The sequence below is a fragment of the Ruegeria sp. BG9 genome (assembly GCF_056538305.1).
The window spans coordinates 213739-228737 of sequence record NZ_JBQFSY010000002.1 but is presented as its reverse complement, the minus strand read 5'-3'; the positions used below and the strand labels follow the sequence as shown (position 1 = coordinate 228737).

Genomic DNA, 14999 nt, shown 5'->3' with positions numbered 1-14999 from the left:
ACGTCTCGGTTCTGTCTGGGAAATCATGGTGCTGCTGGAGAGAATTGAACTCTCGACCTCTCCCTTACCAAGGGAGTGCTCTACCTCTGAGCTACAGCAGCATCGTGGGCGGGTGATTAGACTCAAACGAAACGCGGCGCAAGGGTGTCTGGACGGTTTTTTTCGCCTCCTGTAGAGAAAGACCATGGCAGACAAAGATACACCTAAAAAACACGGCAAATCCGGTGATGCACGGGAAGAGCGACTGAAAGCAGCGCTCAAGGCCAATATGGCGCGGCGCAAGGCGCAGGCCAAGGCGCGGGCAGCCTCGGATGACAAAGCCGACAAGGACGAGGGATAAGAGCAGATGGATTCGATTCTGGTGACGGGCAACGGCCCGCTGAACGGTCAGATACCGATTGCGGGGGCCAAGAATGCGTGCCTGACGCTGATGCCCGCGACGCTTCTCAGCGAAGAACCGCTGACGCTGACCAACGCGCCACGCCTCAGCGACATCAAGACCATGACAGCGCTGCTGCAATCGCTGGGGTCCGAGGTGTCCGCGCTGCAGGACGGTCAGGTGATCGCGATGTCCAGCCATGATCTGACCAGCCAGACGGCGGACTATGACATCGTGCGCAAGATGCGGGCCTCAAATCTGGTACTGGGGCCGTTGCTGGCGCGATTCGGGCAGGCGGTCGTGTCGCTGCCGGGTGGCTGCGCAATTGGCGCGCGGCCGATGGATTTGCATGTCGAAGGACTGGAGGCTCTGGGCGCCGAGATCGAACTGAAAGACGGGTATCTGCACGCCAAGGCCCCGGGTGGGTTGAAAGGCGCGGTGCACGAGATGCGCTTTGCCTCGGTCGGGGCGACCGAGAACATCGTCATGGCTGCAACCCTGGCCAAAGGCACCACTGTCCTGAAGAACGCAGCGCGCGAGCCCGAGATTGTCGATCTGGTCGAGTGTTTGCGCAAGATGGGCGCTCAGATCTCGGGCGAAGGGACATCGACGATCGAAATTCAGGGCGTCGACCGTCTGCACGGTGCCACCCATCAGGTGGTGACAGACCGGATCGAATTGGGCACCTACATGCTGACTCCTGCGATCTGCGGTGGCGAGGTAGAACTGTTGGGCGGGCATATGTCGCTGGTCAGTTCCTTCGTGGAAAAACTCGAAGCCGCAGGCGTCAGCGTTTCGGAAACCGAAAAAGGCCTGAAAGTTGCGCGCAAGAATGGTCGCGTGCGGGCGGTGGACGTGGTCACTGAACCTTTCCCTGGCTTCCCCACTGACCTGCAGGCGCAGATGATGGCGCTGATGTGTACGGCCGAAGGGACCTCGGTTCTGGAGGAGCGCATTTTCGAAAATCGTTTCATGCATGCACCGGAACTGACCCGCATGGGTGCGCAGATCGAGGTACATGGCGGGACGGCCACTGTTTCTGGAGTTGAGCAGCTGAAAGGCGCGCCGGTTATGGCCACCGATCTGCGGGCTTCGGTCTCGTTGATTCTGGCGGGCTTGGCGGCAGAAGGGGAAACAACTGTCAGCCGGGTCTATCATCTGGACCGCGGATATGAGCATGTGGTGCGCAAGCTAGAAGGCGTGGGTGCCAAAATCGAACGGATCAAGGGCGAATGACAGACGCAAGTTTTGAAGACGGCCGCGAAGCGCCACTGAATCTGGGCGCCGAAGACGGTGATGACCTGCAGGTGATCTCATCGCTTGCACAGGATGCGGTGTTCCCGGTGACCGAGATGAAATGGCAGCCCTCGCAGCGCCGTTTCGGGCTGTTGCTGAACCGCTTTAGGTGGGAGGACAAGGATGCCGCCACTCGCCGCGACCGACCTTTTGAACGTGTGCAGTCGGTTCTGGTGTTCGACTCGGTGCTATCCGTCGCCAGTCAGGGGATCGACCGCCGCGACACGGATATGGTGATGTCCTTGCTCTCGGTCGATTTCGAGGCGGGCGAGGACGGCGCGGGACAGATCCTGCTGACCCTTGCGGGTGACGGCGCGATCCGCCTGACGGTCGAGGCAATTGAAGCCACCCTGAAAGACGTGACGCGCCCCTATCAGGCTCCCTCAGGCCAGGCACCGCATCATCCAGAATAAACGCGGCATATCGCAGGCCTTCTCCGGACCCGCCTCGGGTCTGGAGCTGCGCCGTGCGACCGTTTTCGATGTGTTCCAGATCAGCCAGGTGTTGATCCGCTCGATCACCCATCTCTGCGCGGCGGATCACCACAAAGACCCCGAACTTGTGGCGCTGTGGACATCCAATAAAGACCCGCAGACCGTTCGCGGCTGGATACAAAGCGGATCGGATATCTGGGTGGCTGAGCTGGCCGGACAGATCGTGGCCGTCGGCGGGCTGCGCCATGGTTCGATGATCTCACTGCTTTATGTCGATCCCGGCCATGTGCGGCGTGGTATCGGGCGGGCCCTGCTGGCCCGGCTTGAACAGGAGCTGGCGGATCAAGGCTGCGCACAGGCCTATCTGGATGCCACCCACACAGCACGGGCCTTCTACCTCAGATATGGCTGGGTTTCGGCGGGCGATGTGGAAGAGTGGCACGGGATGACCCAATTCCCCCTGCGCAAATCGCTGCACCCGGCCGAGAAGGGTTGAGACCAACCCTTACGGGCGATATGTCCCCGTGAAACGCTCCGGAGTGCCAGATCATGCCCGTTTTTCTCGACACCACCTCGCCCGAGTTTGAGGCCGCCTTTCAAACGCTGCTATCGGCCAAGCGCGAAGACAGCCCGGATGTGGATGCGGTGGTAGCCGGGATCATCGAGGATGTCCGCAGCCGTGGCGATGCGGCGGTGATCGAGCTGACCGCAAAATTCGACCGGCTGGAACTGACGCCCGAGACACTGGCCTTTTCGGCTGACGAAATCGCCGAAGCCGTCGCACAGGTGACCCCGGAAGACCGCGCCGCGTTGGAACTGGCGGCAGAGCGCATCCGCGCTTACCACGAAAAGCAGATGCCCGAGGATCATCAGTGGACCGATGAGGCCGGGGCAACGCTGGGTTGGCGCTGGTCGGCTGTCTCGGCGGCGGGTCTCTACGTGCCTGGCGGTTTGGCCTCCTACCCCTCGTCCGTTCTGATGAACGCGATTCCGGCCAAGGTGGCAGGGGTCGAGCGGCTGGCCATCGTCGTGCCCACGCCGGACGGGCAGGCAAACCCGCTGGTCCTGCTGGCCGCGCAACTGTCCGGCGTGGATGAGATCTACCGTATCGGCGGCGCGCAAGCCGTCGCCGCGCTGGCCTATGGCACCGACACGATAGCTCCGGTCGACAAGATCACCGGTCCGGGCAACGCCTTTGTCGCTGCCGCCAAACGTCGGGTGTTCGGCAAGGTCGGGATCGACATGATCGCGGGTCCCTCGGAGATCCTCGTAATTGCCGACAAGGACAATGAGCCCGACTGGATCGCGTTGGACCTGCTCAGCCAGGCCGAACATGATGAAAGCGCGCAGTCGATCCTGATCACAGACGATGCCGGGTTCGGTCAGGCCGTGGCGCAGGCCGTCGAAAAACGCCTTGAGACCCTACAGCGCCGCGCCATCGCCGGGGCCAGCTGGCGCGACTTTGGCGCAATCATCACCGTGCGCGATCTGGATGAGGCCGCCGCACTGTCGAACCGCATCGCGCCGGAACACTTGGAACTCTGCGTGGCCAACCCGGTGGCCCTAAGTGAACAGACCATCCACGCAGGCGCGATTTTCCTTGGGCAATACACTCCGGAGGCCATCGGAGACTATGTTGGCGGCCCCAACCATGTGCTTCCCACCGCACGCTCGGCGCGGTTCTCATCCGGCCTCAGCGTTATGGACTTCCTAAAACGCACCACCCTCAGCCAGATGACCCCCGAAGCGCTGCGCGCGATCGGCACCGCGGCGGAGACATTGGCGCAATCGGAAAGCCTCGAGGCGCATGGTTTGTCCGTCACCGCACGTCTGAACCGGCTGAACGGCTGATAGGGCGCAAAGATCGCCAGCTTGAGGCGTTTCTGTGCGTTGCCCATTGAAATCCATTGTTATAGGTCTGAGCAGACGTGAAGGATTGTGACCGTTAAAATGACCCGTATCTCGCATATCGAACTGGATGACCGGAACCTACCCCCGCCGACCCCTGAGATCGAGCAGGAGCGTAAGGTCGCCATCTATGATCTGCTTGAGGAGAACAGCTTTGACCTGCCTCAGCGGGATGATCGCGCAATTCCCGACGGCCCCTATCACCTACAGCTTTCGATCCGCGACAAACGTCTGGTCTTTGATATCAGCACCGAAGACAGCCAGAAAGCGGCTGAATTCCACCTGTCCCTCGGGCCCTTCCGGCAGGTGGTGAAAGACTATTTCCAGATCTGCCAAAGCTATTTCGACGCGGTCAAATCTCTGCCGCCCAGCCAGATCGAAACCATCGACATGGCCCGGCGCGGCATTCACAACGAAGGCAGCCGGGTTTTGCAGGAACGGCTGGAAGGCAAGGCCGACGTAGACACCGACACCGCCCGACGCCTGTTCACGCTGATCTGCGTGCTACATTTCGGAGGCTAACGGGTGACGCCTCTGCCGCAGTCCATTCTGTTCTGTTGCGACCACAACTCGGTTCGGTCTCCGATGGCCGAAGGCATCATGAAAAAGTTCTACGGCACCGGCACCTATGTGCAGTCCGCCGGCGTCCGCAACGATCTGGATATTGACGGCTTCTGCATCGCAGTCTGTCAGGAAATGGGCGTTGAGCTGTCCCGCCACCGCACCCGATCCTTTGACGAGATGCAGGAATGGGGTGACGACCTCAGCTCGTTCGATCTGATCGTCGCTTTGTCCCCGGCCAGTCAGCGCAAAGCGCTGGAGTTGACCCGGATTTTCCACCTCGATGTCGATTATTGGCCAATAATGGACCCTACCGGGATGGGCGAGACACGGGAATCAAAGCTACATCACTACCGACAGACCCGCGATCAGATCATCAAGCATCTGAAAGACCGCTGGGGCGAACCAACGGAGTGACCCATGAACCAGACCGTGAAGACCTATTTCGACGCCTTCAACGCCGGTGATGTCGATGGCATGCTGGCCTGTCTGTCCGATGACGTGGCCCATCATGTGAACGAAGGCCAGATCCGCGTCGGCAAAGAGAAATTCGCAGCTTTCTGCGCTCATATGAACCGCTGCTACAAAGAGAACCTGACCGATATCGTGGTGTTCGATGCCCAAGGTGGCACCCGCGCTGCGGCCGAGTTCATCGTCAACGGCACCTATCTGGAAACCGATGAGGGCCTGCCCGAGGCGCATGGACAGACCTACCGCCTGCCTGCAGGCTCGTTCTTTGACCTGCATGACGGCAAGATCACCCGCGTCACCACCTTCTATAACCTTGCAGACTGGACCAAACAGGTCTCGAATGGCTGAGGTTACATCCGTCCGCCCCCTGATCGGTGCAGCCCTCGAGGCCGCTCTGGACGACGTCGCGCGACTGCGGATCGAGGTGTTTCGGGCCTGGCCTTACCTCTATGATGGCGATCTGGAATACGAGCGCAGCTACCTGCAATCCTATCGCGACAGCGACAAGGCCATCGTTGTCGGCGCCTTCGACAATGACCACCTGATCGGAGCGTCGACGGGCGCGCCGTTGACCGACCACGCCGACGATTTTGCCGCCGCGTTTAAAAGTACAAGCCTGGACCTGTCACAGATTTTCTACTGTGCCGAATCCGTCCTTCTGTCCGACTACCGAGGTCAAGGCGTCGGTCACAAATTCTTCGATCAGCGCGAAGCCCACGCCCGCGCGCAGGGTTTCACCAAATGCGCCTTCTGCAGCGTCCAACGCCCGGCAGATCACCCAATGCGGCCCGAATCCTATAACCCACTTGATACGTTCTGGAGATCCCGCGGCTACGAACCATTACCCGGAGCCATCGCTCAATTCTCGTGGAAAGATGTCGGGGACGAGGGCGAGACACTCAAGCCATTGCAGTTTTGGATCCGGGATTTGTCAGCATGAGCCTTGCCGGCAGTCTCCGGTGCCATACCCAATCAACGCAGGCTTAAACTGCAGCCACGTTCTGAGAAAGTCCTGTAAGACCAGCGAGGCAAAGTTCTCAACCTTGACGCCTTCGACTGATTAGACCGTATTTCACGGCCCAGCCGCGGAGTGACCTGGTCTTGCGCTTTTTCGGGACCACGCTGTCTTTGCTCTGGGCGCCGCCTTTGCGATTGAACTCATAGACGTCAATGACACGTTCCGCGCAGCCGCAGGCCTCACCCATGCCGACCTTGGCGAAATAGAACTTCTCGAAGCTTTCAGGTTTTTGCATGGTGCCCTCCGGGTGCGATTAAACCACATGGGCCTTAGACCTCCAATTCACTTTGTCGTCGTTTTGTCCGACTGAAAGGTTGGGCCTGTACATGCCCAGCAATCGTCACTTAGTGTCCCGGCAAATCAGTATCGAAGGACAGATTCATGAGAGTCGCCACCTCCGCCTATGACCTCGATTGGCTCGACAGTTGGGCGCAATACGAGGACAAGCTGAACGCCTGGGTGGCGCAGGCCGCCGGGAACGGGGCCGAGTTGCTGGTCTTTCCCGAATACGGCGCAATGGAACTTTCGACACTGGACGGGGCCGACGTGGCGGTTGATCTGGAGCGGTCGATTCAGGCGGTCTCGGACCGGATAGAAGATGTGCAGAACCTGCACCAGCGCTTGGCGAAGGAATACAAGACGTACATCCTAGGGGCTTCGGCCCCAGTCGCAACAGGTGCAGGGCGTCCGGTGAACCGGGCGGAACTTTATGCGCCAGATGGCCGTCAGGACCATCAGGACAAGCAGATCATGACCCGGTTCGAGCGCGAACAATGGGACATCGCCCCCGGCGGCCCTCTTAAACTGTTCGACACGGCATTGGGCAAGATCGGCGTACTGATCTGCTATGACAGCGAATTCCCCCTGCTAGGCCGCGCCCTGAGCGATGCGGATCTGATCCTTGTCCCCTCCTGTACCGAAGCGTTAGCGGGGTATTGGCGCGTGCGCATCGGGGCGATGTCGCGTGCCTTGGAAAATCAATGCGTTACGGTCATGGCGTCCTTGGTGGGGAACAATGAATGGTCCGAGGCCGTGGATATGAACACCGGCACAGGCGGCATTTTTGGCCCGCCTGACAAGGGCTTTCCACAGACGGGCGTTCTGGCCGAAGGTGTGTTGAACCAACCGGGCTGGACCTATGCCGATATCGACCTGAGCGCCATCGCCGATGTCCGCGCCGACGGGCATGTCCTGAATCGAACCCACTGGGACGAGCAATCCCCCCGAGTCGAATCTGTCACATTCTCCGCGCTTTAATGATTCCGCCCTTGAAATAAGGGAAAAATAGGCTCATTTAAGCGCAGATCCTCGCAGATTCTGCGAGTGCAACGTAATGATGGAGACAACATGGCCAAGGAAGATACGCTCGAATTTCCCGGTGTCGTGAAGGAACTCCTGCCTAATGCGACGTTTCGGGTCGAGCTGGAAAACGGCCATGAGATCATCGCACATACGGCAGGCAAGATGCGCAAGAACCGCATCCGTGTTCTGGCCGGCGACAAAGTTCAGGTCGAGATGACCCCTTACGATCTGACCAAGGGTCGGATCAACTACCGCTTCAAGTAACGCCCTACCTCATGGCGTTTATCCTCGGATCGGGCAGCCCAAGGCGGCTGGACCTGCTGGCGCAGCTTGGCGTGCAGCCCGATTACGTGCGCCCTCCTGACATCGACGAAACGCCTTTGAAGGGCGAGCTTCCGGTTCCCTATTGTAGCCGTATTGCGCGCGAAAAAGCGCTGGCTGTTCAGGCGGATAGTGCAGATATTGTCTTGTGCGCGGACACCACGGTGGCGCTGGGGCGTCGCATTCTGGGCAAACCCGAAAACGCAGGAGAAGCGGCCGAGTTTCTGCACGCTCTGTCCGGGCGTCGGCATCGGGTCGTGACATCGGTCGCGGTGCGCTGCGGAGACCGGGTGTTGCAGCGAGACGTGGTCTCTCAGGTCAAGATGAAACGCTTGTCGGATCTCGAGGTGAACGCCTATCTTGCGACAGATGACTGGCAGGGCAAGGCGGGTGGTTATGCCATCCAAGGTCCGGCTGGGGCGTTCATTCCCTGGATTTCCGGATCGTTCACCGGCATCGTGGGCCTGCCCCTGTCCGAGACAGCCGCACTTTTGCAGGCAATCGGCTACCCATTGTACAGAGAGGCGCCATGAAAGGCCGCACAATCGTTCTGGATCATATCGATGGCCGCGAAGCAGCCGCGTTGATGGTCGACGGCAAGCTCGACGATTTTCTGATCGCCGGAGACGCGCCGCCGCCCGGCACGATCTACCGGGCCCGCGCAGATCGCCCGGTCAAAGGCCAAGGCGGCATGTTCCTCACCACACCGGACGGGCCCGCCTTTCTGCGTCAGGTCAAGGGCCTCGCACCCGGAGCGCTTCTGCTGGTGCAGGTGACAGGTTTTGCTGAACCGGGCAAAGCCGTTCCGGTCACCGATCGCGTTCTGTTTAAAAGCCGCTATGCGATTGTCACGCCCGAGGCTCCGGGCCTGAACATCTCGCGCAGCATCAAGGATGAGGATGAGCGCGACCGCCTGCTGGAAATCGCCCACGAGGTCATGGGTGACAGCGCCTATGGCCTGATTCTGCGGTCATGCTGCGTTGGTGCGGATGCAGATGACATCGCCGAAGACATCGGCGCCATGCTAACGCAGACCGAACAGGTCCTGAACGATCCGGGCACCGAGCCTGAAACCCTGGCCGAGGGCGACGGCCCTCATATCCTCGCCTGGCGCGATTGGACCGACCCGGCGGATGTCGTGACCGAGGCTGGTGGTTTCGAACATCACGGCGTTCTAGACGCGCTGGACATTGCCCTAGGCATTGCAGAGCCTCTGCCGGGCGGAGGGCATCTATACATCGAACCCACCCGCGCGCTTATTGCGGTGGATGTGAACACCGGCGCCGACACTTCGCTCGCAGCCGGCACAAAGGCCAATTTCGCCTGCGCCAAGACCCTTCCACGCGCCCTTAGGGTTCGTGGTCTGGGCGGGCAAATCACTATCGACATGGCCCCGATGCCCAAGAAAGACCGTCGCGGTCTTGAACAGGCCCTACGCGCCGCGTTCAAGGCGGATGGGATCGAAACAACGCTCGCAGGCTGGACGCCGCTGGGCCATTTCGAGCTGCAACGCAAACGTGGGCGTATCCCTCTGAGCGAGGTGCTGGAATGACTTGCCCGATCTGTCAGGAAAAGACGGTTTCCAAATACCGCCCGTTCTGTTCCAAACGCTGTGCGGATCTGGATCTGGCGAAGTGGCTGAACGGATCCTACGCCGTGCCCTCGCAACGCGAAGAGGATATCGAAGACGCGATTTCAGAACCCGAAGACATCCCCCGCCGTCCACACTGAAAAAATGTCAAAAAGCCTCTGGACACTGCTTGGTGCAAGTCATAGAAGGCCTCCACCCAATGGCAATTGCCGTTCCCGTGCCCGGGTAGCTCAGGGGTAGAGCAGTGGATTGAAAATCCTCGTGTCGGTGGTTCGATTCCGCCCCCGGGCACCATTTACACTTTCAGCAGCATCCAGCACTGTCCGATATTTTCGGTAACGCCATGATTTTGCTGCATTCTGAGTCCAGCGTCGTTCAGGTGATTCCGGGGGCAGCCAGACGGTCTGGGGGTATTTCCGGGGGTATTTTCAAAACCACATTAATTCGATTCCTGTTCTCATGCCATTGACCGATACAGCCATCCGAAACACCGCAAGCCGCGAAAAACCTTACAAAATATTCGACGGAGGCGGTCTGCACCTGCTGATCAATCCCGGCGGGTCCAGACTCTGGCGGCTCAAGTACCGGTTTGGGGGTAGAGAAAAGCTCCTTTCTCTGGGTCCTTACCCGCTCGTCAGCCTCAGACTTGCACGCGAAAAACGCGACGCCGCGAAGTTGCTTTTGCTGGAAGACAAAGACCCGGGAGAGGAGCGGAAACTGGCACGGATTGAGGCCGAACGGGAACGCGCGGTGACCTTTGGCGTGGTGGCCCGGGAGTATGTTTCAAAGCTCGAAAAAGAAGGGCGGGCGCCTGCTACTCTGAAGAAGCTGAACTGGCTCATCAGTCAGACTGAGCCGATGCTTTCAGAACGCCCCGTTGCGCAGATAGAGACCCCGGATGTTCTGCGCCTGCTGCGGCAGGTTGAGAGCAAAGGAACCTATGAAACAACCAGTCGGCTCAGGAGCACGATCGGGTCAGTGTTCCGCTATGCAATTGCGACCGGGCGCGCGCATAAGGATCCGACAGAGGCACTTAAAGGCGCGCTTATCCGTCCGCAGGTGCGTTCCAGATCAGCGATACTTGATCCGAAAGAACTTGGCCTGCTTCTGAACAGGATCGATGCTTTCTCGGGTCAGCCTGCGACAAAACATGCGCTGCATCTGCTTGCCCTTCTGGCCCCGCGCCCCGGAGAGCTCAGACTGGCGACATGGGATGAATTTGAGTGTCAGGAGGCGACATGGCGTGTTCCGGCGGAACGAATGAAAATGCGCCGCCCTCACCGTGTTCCGTTGCCGCAGCAGGCGCTGGATCAGCTGAAAGAACTGCACCGGCATACAGGAACAAGTGATTATCTTTTTCCCTCCGCGCGGTCCTGGAAGAAACCCATGTCGGAAAACACTCTGAACGCTGCACTCCGACGGATGGGGTACTCGTCCGATCAGATAACCGCACACGGCTTCAGGGCAACGTTCAGCACCTTCGCAAACGAAAGCGGTCTGTGGGCTGCAGACGCGGTTGAACGTGCTCTGGCTCATGTTGAGGGCAACGACGTGCGACGCGCCTATGTTCGGGGAGAACACTGGGAGGAACGGGTGAGAATGGCAGACTGGTGGGCGGATGAGTTAAGCAGAATGAAAGAGGCGGCTCAGGATGATCGGTGAAGTGTTAAAATCTGAAAAGTTTATTACCCTGAGTCAGGAATCGATCGGGTGGCAAAGACTCCTGACCTTTGTTGATGTGAAGAACATCATCGTAAAAACAGAGCTCCCTCTTCTGGATGAAGTCGCCGAGAAAAGTTTTCACCATTGGCTAAACGATTGTGTTGAATGGACGATCAGAGAGCAACTGACTGCCCGCCTGGATTGGGACCAGGTCAAAAAGGTGAGTGATGTCCTTGCGATTTATCGGGAGTTTTCCAGTAACTTTCTGTACAGTGACGACCCTCCACCCCCGCTTCCGCGAGCATGGGCCGTTGAAGCAGAGAAGTGGGTGGCTGATGCACAGTGTGTTTTGAAGCGTCGAAGGTCTGGTGGTGCCCGGCCAAATGCTGAAAAATGGGTCTTCTATCCCCGGGCGATCGGTCTTTTCCACGCGGCTTTTGGTGTAGAACCAGATGCGGTCGTTTCCCGAAAGTCAAAGGGGAGTCGGGGAGCTGTGTTTCGGTTTTTGAATGCAACTACAGAGACTGTGAACGAGAGGATAGAAGAGCGGAGCTTCTCTGTTTCGGTGCCGGACGACCTCAGGGCGATGGCACTTTGGCACCCCGTACAAAATGACACTTTCAGGCAGCGACTCAAGGATGCTCTGGAAATGAAGATGAGTTTGGCACCAGAACCAGGTTACGTCGAATATTTTCAGATCACCGGAAAAATGGAGCCGCAGGTCACTGGATTTGAAGGCCCGGCCTGGAGAATTTTCTCAGAAGAGTTCCGGGATGTTTTGTCAGGCCATGGAAATTAAAGAGGAAAATACCTCCGGATTTTTGGCAGGTTTGTTCCCGTGAAATGCGTAAAGGTTTCTGTCAGCCTTTAGTGGCCGGTACGACGTTTTGTCGGCCACTTCAGGAAAGGACAGAAAATGCAACAGGATACAACGCCCTGGCAGAACGTGCAGCCCACCGGGCGGTTGCTTCGGCCCGCAGAGGTTGTTGAAAAAGTCGGACTGTCGCGCAGTCAGATTTATCAGATGATTTCCGAAGGACGCTTTCCGCCGTTCATAAAACTGAGTGACCGGGCTTCCGCCATGCCCGAATCCTGGTTGCACGCGTTTGTGGAAAGCTGTGCAAAAGTCAGCATCGGGCAGGGGTATCAGAAATGAGCCGAATAATTCCAATGCATCCAGATGACATGGCGAAGCTGTATCTCAACACGCTCGAAGACCTGCGCTTGGCGAGGATCGCAGAACTGAACGGAGTCGGTGTAGATGAGCGAACTGCGGATTTGTTTGCACGACTGGAGATCGAGAAAAAGAAGCAGCTCGCTTCGGAAATAGGCCCCCAACGTGCTTTGCTTTCAACTCTTGTTCACGAGTTTGAAGGCAAGCGTTCCTGGTACTGTTCTGTTCGGTACGAAACGCCGCCGGAAGGCTTTTGGGACAGGATGTTCTGTGGCTTTCGAAATTAAGCCGATAGCCCAGAGCGGCCGGAGCCGACTTTCTCAGGCTCCGCCGTACTCTTTCTTTAACTTGTGGTTTTTGCCTCTGGTTTCGTCCAGTTCCACGACCCTTTTGCGGTTCGCGTTGCGACCGGAGAATTAGACAGGAAAGACAAATGCAGGGATCCATAGTCAGTTCTGCCGGTCGAACAAAATCCGTCAATGAAAAAGCTGCGTTACAGCTTGCTGAATCCGGATACAGAATTTTCCCGTGCAACCCCAATAATAAGGCGCCGCAAAACGGTGTGAAATGGAAACAGGTTGCCACTTCTGATGTGCGGCAGATTGAGGCCTGGTGGACAAAATGGCCTGATGCACTTCCCGGACTGCCTACCGGATCAGCCAACGGAGTAGCCGTGGTCGACCTCGACGTGCGAGAGCACAAAGACGGAGTCGCCGCGTATCTGGATCTTGGTCTTGATCCCGAAGACGCAGCAATGGTTGTTCGGACCGCTGGCGGAGGTAAGCATCTCTATTTTGAAAACGCGGATGATATCCGAAACTCGACGAGCAGCGCCGGTATAGATGTCCGAGGAGAGGGGGGCTACGTCATAGCTCCGGGCGCAGTCAGCAAAACCGGTTCGTATACGGTGGAAAAAGGTGACCCAAGGGTTGCTCAGCTGCTCCTGACCGCCTTCCCGCAGTCGCTCACACGATCTTTCAGCAGTTCTCAGAACATTAGTCATTGTCAGTATAAGGTGGCGGAGCTTGCAGAAGCGCTCTTCAGGATCCCGAATGACTTGCCGTATGCTCAGTGGGTAAGAATTCTGATGGCTGTTCATCATGCGACGGCCGGATCCAGGCCCGGGCTCAGCCTGGTACAGGCCTGGAGTGCTGACTACACCGGCTACGACTCTAAGGAAGTATCAAGGAAGTGGCGTAGTTTCGGAAAAGTCGATGCTCCTGCTGTGACTGCCGATACGCTGTTTGCAGAAGCGAGAAACTTTGGCTGGCTGGCAGTTTCGCCAAACGATTTTGATGACGACCCGGAAGAGTTGCCAGGCAGCGAATTCCTACTCGGTGAGGAGGCTTCCAAATCAGCTGATACCGGCGGGCTGACATTTCTCACCCCTGACCAATGTGCTGAGCTACCCATCCGTGACTACGTTATCAAGATGTTGATCGCACCCGGGCAGATAGGATGCATCTTTGGTGAGCCCGGGGCCGGCAAATCTCTGTTTGCTCCGCGGCTTGGCTACGCTGTCGCCCGGGGTGAGGATGTCTTTGGTTTGCGAACTAAGCAGGGGCAGGTGTTCTACATCGCTTGCGAGGATGAAGATGGTATGGCCGGGCGCGTCGCGGCTCTCTGTGGCGATCTTGGCGTAACAGATGGTTTCCAACTGGTTCAGGGTTGCGGAGATCTGTTTTCGCGAGGTCAGGTGGAGGGAAAGGGCAGCCCCGACCTCGAGGCTCTGGTTAAACAGGTCAGATTGGTCCGGCCTTCCCTTATTGTGATCGACACACTCGCCATGGCAATGCCCGGACTGGAGGAGAATGACGCGGCAGGTATGAACCGCGTTGTGCAGATTGGAAAACGCCTTGCACAAACTGGGGCGGCGGTCATCTTTGTTCATCACGGAACCAAAGCCGAGGGCAATACACCCAGGGGGCACTCTGTATTTAACGGAGCCCTCGACTTTTCAATAATGGTCAGGACTGCCGACCGGAACGGAATAGTTCGGGGCAAAATCCGGAAGAACCGAAACGGATCACCTGACCTCGACTTTGCTTTCAGAATTGGCTCTCGTCACCTTGGCTACGACATAGACAGCGAATCTGTGGAAGCACCGATCTGTCTGCCCTGCAGCCCTGGGGATCCAGAGGACAATCCGATACTCACGTCCGCTGAGGCAGCGGCCTTCACGCTTTACATGGAAATGTCGGACGGGGTTGAGCTGAACATAACTGACTGGCGAAAGGCCGCTACGGATGGTTTGACCGTATCAGGTAGTGATAACCGCGCCAGCAGACAAAAGGCGGTATCCAGAGCTCTTTCAGGGCTTGTGAAGAAAGGGAGGATTGCTGTCGAGAACGGTTTGATGTTCGTTCCACGTATACTGGAAAACGATGATTGGGATGACATCGAAGAGGATCAGGATAGTGGAGGAGACTGAGCGGACAGAAAGACAAAGTCTGCCGATTGTCCGGTCTGTCTGCAGTTAGCCGGCCCCTCGCATGACGGACAGACAGGACACCCCCCTTTTAGGGGTGTCCCTGTTGTCAGGTCTGCGGGGCACCCACAGAACAGGTTTACGACGGAGTTATCGCTCAAAAAACGGGTCCCTTCGGTCGTGTTACGCTCACCGCGGTCAGCGCGGAGCTCGGCTTTTGAGAGTCTTTCTTCTGGCCTAAGAGACACCCGTTTGCAGGTGTTTCGCTGACATCCCCCTGGTGTCGCCTGACAGCAGAATAAGATGTCCGTATAGGTAACGTCCCGGACCTGTTCTGAATTGCTTTAGCGTGCTATTTCTGACGGGAAGTTCGCATATGACGGCAATAGAAATGTGCGGTCGCAAAGCACAGGCACTTGGTGGCAAAAGCCTGGATCAGGTGTGCGTTAATGAG

The 14999-nt window shown here is 58.0% G+C and carries 20 protein-coding genes and 2 tRNA genes; 20 read left to right on the top strand and 2 right to left on the bottom strand.

Going from position 1 to position 14999, the window contains the following annotated elements; all coding sequences use genetic code 11:
* Positions 1-26: 26 nt before the first annotated feature.
* Positions 27-101, bottom strand: a tRNA-Thr gene (locus tag ACR0I8_RS04770).
* An 83-nt stretch (positions 102-184) separates the two neighbouring features.
* Between ACR0I8_RS04770 and ACR0I8_RS04765 the strand changes: the two genes are divergently transcribed.
* From ACR0I8_RS04765 to ACR0I8_RS04725, 9 genes are all read left to right on the top strand, one after another.
* Positions 185-340, top strand: coding sequence for a hypothetical protein (locus ACR0I8_RS04765; RefSeq protein ID WP_170379886.1), 156 nt, complete (start codon positions 185-187; stop codon positions 338-340).
* 6 nt (positions 341-346) lie between these two features.
* On the top strand, positions 347-1615 hold the full coding sequence (gene murA / locus ACR0I8_RS04760; protein ID WP_170689439.1) for a UDP-N-acetylglucosamine 1-carboxyvinyltransferase: 1269 nt from the start codon (positions 347-349) through the stop codon (positions 1613-1615).
* Positions 1612-2088: a DUF2948 family protein gene (locus ACR0I8_RS04755; protein ID WP_170470878.1), complete on the top strand. Its 477-nt coding sequence runs from the start codon at positions 1612-1614 to the stop codon at positions 2086-2088. Before murA ends, ACR0I8_RS04755 begins: the two co-directional genes overlap by 4 nt.
* Before the next feature lie 70 nt (positions 2089-2158).
* Entirely contained in the window at positions 2159-2605 is a 447-nt protein-coding gene (locus ACR0I8_RS04750) for a GNAT family N-acetyltransferase (protein ID WP_480702804.1), read from the top strand.
* A gap of 53 nt (positions 2606-2658) precedes the next feature.
* Positions 2659-3960 (top strand): histidinol dehydrogenase, encoded by a 1302-nt coding sequence (gene hisD / locus ACR0I8_RS04745; RefSeq protein WP_170689440.1) that lies wholly within the window; start codon positions 2659-2661, stop codon positions 3958-3960.
* 99 nt (positions 3961-4059) lie between these two features.
* Positions 4060-4539, top strand: a complete 480-nt coding sequence (locus ACR0I8_RS04740) for a UPF0262 family protein (RefSeq protein ID WP_170379879.1) — start codon at positions 4060-4062, stop codon at positions 4537-4539.
* A gap of 3 nt (positions 4540-4542) precedes the next feature.
* Positions 4543-4995: an arsenate-mycothiol transferase ArsC gene (locus ACR0I8_RS04735; protein WP_170462968.1), complete on the top strand. Its 453-nt coding sequence runs from the start codon at positions 4543-4545 to the stop codon at positions 4993-4995.
* A gap of 3 nt (positions 4996-4998) precedes the next feature.
* Entirely contained in the window at positions 4999-5397 is a 399-nt protein-coding gene (locus tag ACR0I8_RS04730; RefSeq protein ID WP_170660873.1) for a ketosteroid isomerase-related protein, read from the top strand.
* Positions 5390-5989 (top strand): GNAT family N-acetyltransferase, encoded by a 600-nt coding sequence (locus ACR0I8_RS04725; RefSeq protein ID WP_170660874.1) that lies wholly within the window; start codon positions 5390-5392, stop codon positions 5987-5989. The genes ACR0I8_RS04730 and ACR0I8_RS04725 overlap by 8 nt, the downstream gene beginning before the upstream one ends.
* Positions 5990-6086: 97 nt before the next feature.
* On the opposite strand, the gene ACR0I8_RS04720 is transcribed toward ACR0I8_RS04725, so the two are convergent.
* Entirely contained in the window at positions 6087-6302 is a 216-nt protein-coding gene (locus ACR0I8_RS04720; RefSeq protein WP_170462965.1) for a hypothetical protein, read from the bottom strand.
* A 146-nt stretch (positions 6303-6448) separates the two neighbouring features.
* Between ACR0I8_RS04720 and ACR0I8_RS04715 the strand changes: the two genes are divergently transcribed.
* The 11 genes from ACR0I8_RS04715 to ACR0I8_RS04665 all read left to right on the top strand — a co-directional run bounded on the left by ACR0I8_RS04715 (position 6449) and on the right by ACR0I8_RS04665 (position 14548).
* Complete coding sequence (locus ACR0I8_RS04715; RefSeq protein WP_170689441.1) at positions 6449-7324, top strand: carbon-nitrogen hydrolase family protein; 876 nt, start codon at positions 6449-6451, stop codon at positions 7322-7324.
* Between the two features lie 90 nt (positions 7325-7414).
* Positions 7415-7633: a translation initiation factor IF-1 gene (gene infA, locus ACR0I8_RS04710; RefSeq protein WP_005978431.1), complete on the top strand. Its 219-nt coding sequence runs from the start codon at positions 7415-7417 to the stop codon at positions 7631-7633.
* Positions 7634-7644: 11 nt separating this feature from the next.
* A complete protein-coding gene (locus ACR0I8_RS04705; protein ID WP_170660876.1) occupies positions 7645-8223 on the top strand; it encodes a Maf family protein in 579 nt (192 codons plus the stop codon).
* Positions 8220-9242 (top strand): ribonuclease E/G, encoded by a 1023-nt coding sequence (locus tag ACR0I8_RS04700; protein ID WP_170689442.1) that lies wholly within the window; start codon positions 8220-8222, stop codon positions 9240-9242. The genes ACR0I8_RS04705 and ACR0I8_RS04700 overlap by 4 nt, the downstream gene beginning before the upstream one ends.
* Entirely contained in the window at positions 9239-9421 is a 183-nt protein-coding gene (locus ACR0I8_RS04695) for a DNA gyrase inhibitor YacG (RefSeq protein WP_170462961.1), read from the top strand. The genes ACR0I8_RS04700 and ACR0I8_RS04695 overlap by 4 nt, the downstream gene beginning before the upstream one ends.
* A 79-nt stretch (positions 9422-9500) precedes the next feature.
* A tRNA-Phe gene (locus ACR0I8_RS04690) sits at positions 9501-9575 on the top strand.
* Between the two features lie 165 nt (positions 9576-9740).
* Complete coding sequence (locus tag ACR0I8_RS04685; RefSeq protein WP_170689443.1) at positions 9741-10943, top strand: phage integrase central domain-containing protein; 1203 nt, start codon at positions 9741-9743, stop codon at positions 10941-10943.
* Positions 10933-11742 carry a hypothetical protein gene (locus ACR0I8_RS04680; protein WP_170689444.1) on the top strand — a complete coding sequence of 270 codons (810 nt, stop codon included), beginning with the start codon at positions 10933-10935 and terminating at the stop codon, positions 11740-11742. The genes ACR0I8_RS04685 and ACR0I8_RS04680 overlap by 11 nt, the downstream gene beginning before the upstream one ends.
* 117 nt (positions 11743-11859) lie before the next feature.
* Complete coding sequence (locus tag ACR0I8_RS04675) at positions 11860-12099, top strand: AlpA family phage regulatory protein (protein WP_170689445.1); 240 nt, start codon at positions 11860-11862, stop codon at positions 12097-12099.
* The gene (locus ACR0I8_RS04670; RefSeq protein ID WP_170689446.1) at positions 12096-12404 is read left to right on the top strand and encodes a hypothetical protein; all 309 of its coding nucleotides are present in this window, start codon (positions 12096-12098) and stop codon (positions 12402-12404) included. The genes ACR0I8_RS04675 and ACR0I8_RS04670 overlap by 4 nt, the downstream gene beginning before the upstream one ends.
* 146 nt (positions 12405-12550) lie before the next feature.
* Positions 12551-14548 carry an AAA family ATPase gene (locus ACR0I8_RS04665; protein ID WP_170689447.1) on the top strand — a complete coding sequence of 666 codons (1998 nt, stop codon included), beginning with the start codon at positions 12551-12553 and terminating at the stop codon, positions 14546-14548.
* Positions 14549-14999: the final 451 nt, after the last annotated feature.

Coding starts and splice junctions, on each gene's coding strand:
- murA (WP_170689439.1), top strand. CDS start 347: ATGGATTCGATTCTGGTGACGGGCAACGGCCCGCTGAACGGTCAGATA.
- ACR0I8_RS04725 (WP_170660874.1), top strand. CDS start 5,390: ATGGCTGAGGTTACATCCGTCCGCCCCCTGATCGGTGCAGCCCTCGAG.
- ACR0I8_RS04715 (WP_170689441.1), top strand. CDS start 6,449: ATGAGAGTCGCCACCTCCGCCTATGACCTCGATTGGCTCGACAGTTGG.
- ACR0I8_RS04685 (WP_170689443.1), top strand. CDS start 9,741: ATGCCATTGACCGATACAGCCATCCGAAACACCGCAAGCCGCGAAAAA.
- ACR0I8_RS04740 (WP_170379879.1), top strand. CDS start 4,060: ATGACCCGTATCTCGCATATCGAACTGGATGACCGGAACCTACCCCCG.
- ACR0I8_RS04705 (WP_170660876.1), top strand. CDS start 7,645: ATGGCGTTTATCCTCGGATCGGGCAGCCCAAGGCGGCTGGACCTGCTG.
- ACR0I8_RS04700 (WP_170689442.1), top strand. CDS start 8,220: ATGAAAGGCCGCACAATCGTTCTGGATCATATCGATGGCCGCGAAGCA.
- ACR0I8_RS04730 (WP_170660873.1), top strand. CDS start 4,999: ATGAACCAGACCGTGAAGACCTATTTCGACGCCTTCAACGCCGGTGAT.
- ACR0I8_RS04665 (WP_170689447.1), top strand. CDS start 12,551: ATGCAGGGATCCATAGTCAGTTCTGCCGGTCGAACAAAATCCGTCAAT.
- ACR0I8_RS04720 (WP_170462965.1), bottom strand. CDS start 6,302: ATGCAAAAACCTGAAAGCTTCGAGAAGTTCTATTTCGCCAAGGTCGGC.
- hisD (WP_170689440.1), top strand. CDS start 2,659: ATGCCCGTTTTTCTCGACACCACCTCGCCCGAGTTTGAGGCCGCCTTT.
- infA (WP_005978431.1), top strand. CDS start 7,415: ATGGCCAAGGAAGATACGCTCGAATTTCCCGGTGTCGTGAAGGAACTC.
- ACR0I8_RS04765 (WP_170379886.1), top strand. CDS start 185: ATGGCAGACAAAGATACACCTAAAAAACACGGCAAATCCGGTGATGCA.
- ACR0I8_RS04755 (WP_170470878.1), top strand. CDS start 1,612: ATGACAGACGCAAGTTTTGAAGACGGCCGCGAAGCGCCACTGAATCTG.
- ACR0I8_RS04675 (WP_170689445.1), top strand. CDS start 11,860: ATGCAACAGGATACAACGCCCTGGCAGAACGTGCAGCCCACCGGGCGG.
- ACR0I8_RS04680 (WP_170689444.1), top strand. CDS start 10,933: ATGATCGGTGAAGTGTTAAAATCTGAAAAGTTTATTACCCTGAGTCAG.
- ACR0I8_RS04695 (WP_170462961.1), top strand. CDS start 9,239: ATGACTTGCCCGATCTGTCAGGAAAAGACGGTTTCCAAATACCGCCCG.
- ACR0I8_RS04670 (WP_170689446.1), top strand. CDS start 12,096: ATGAGCCGAATAATTCCAATGCATCCAGATGACATGGCGAAGCTGTAT.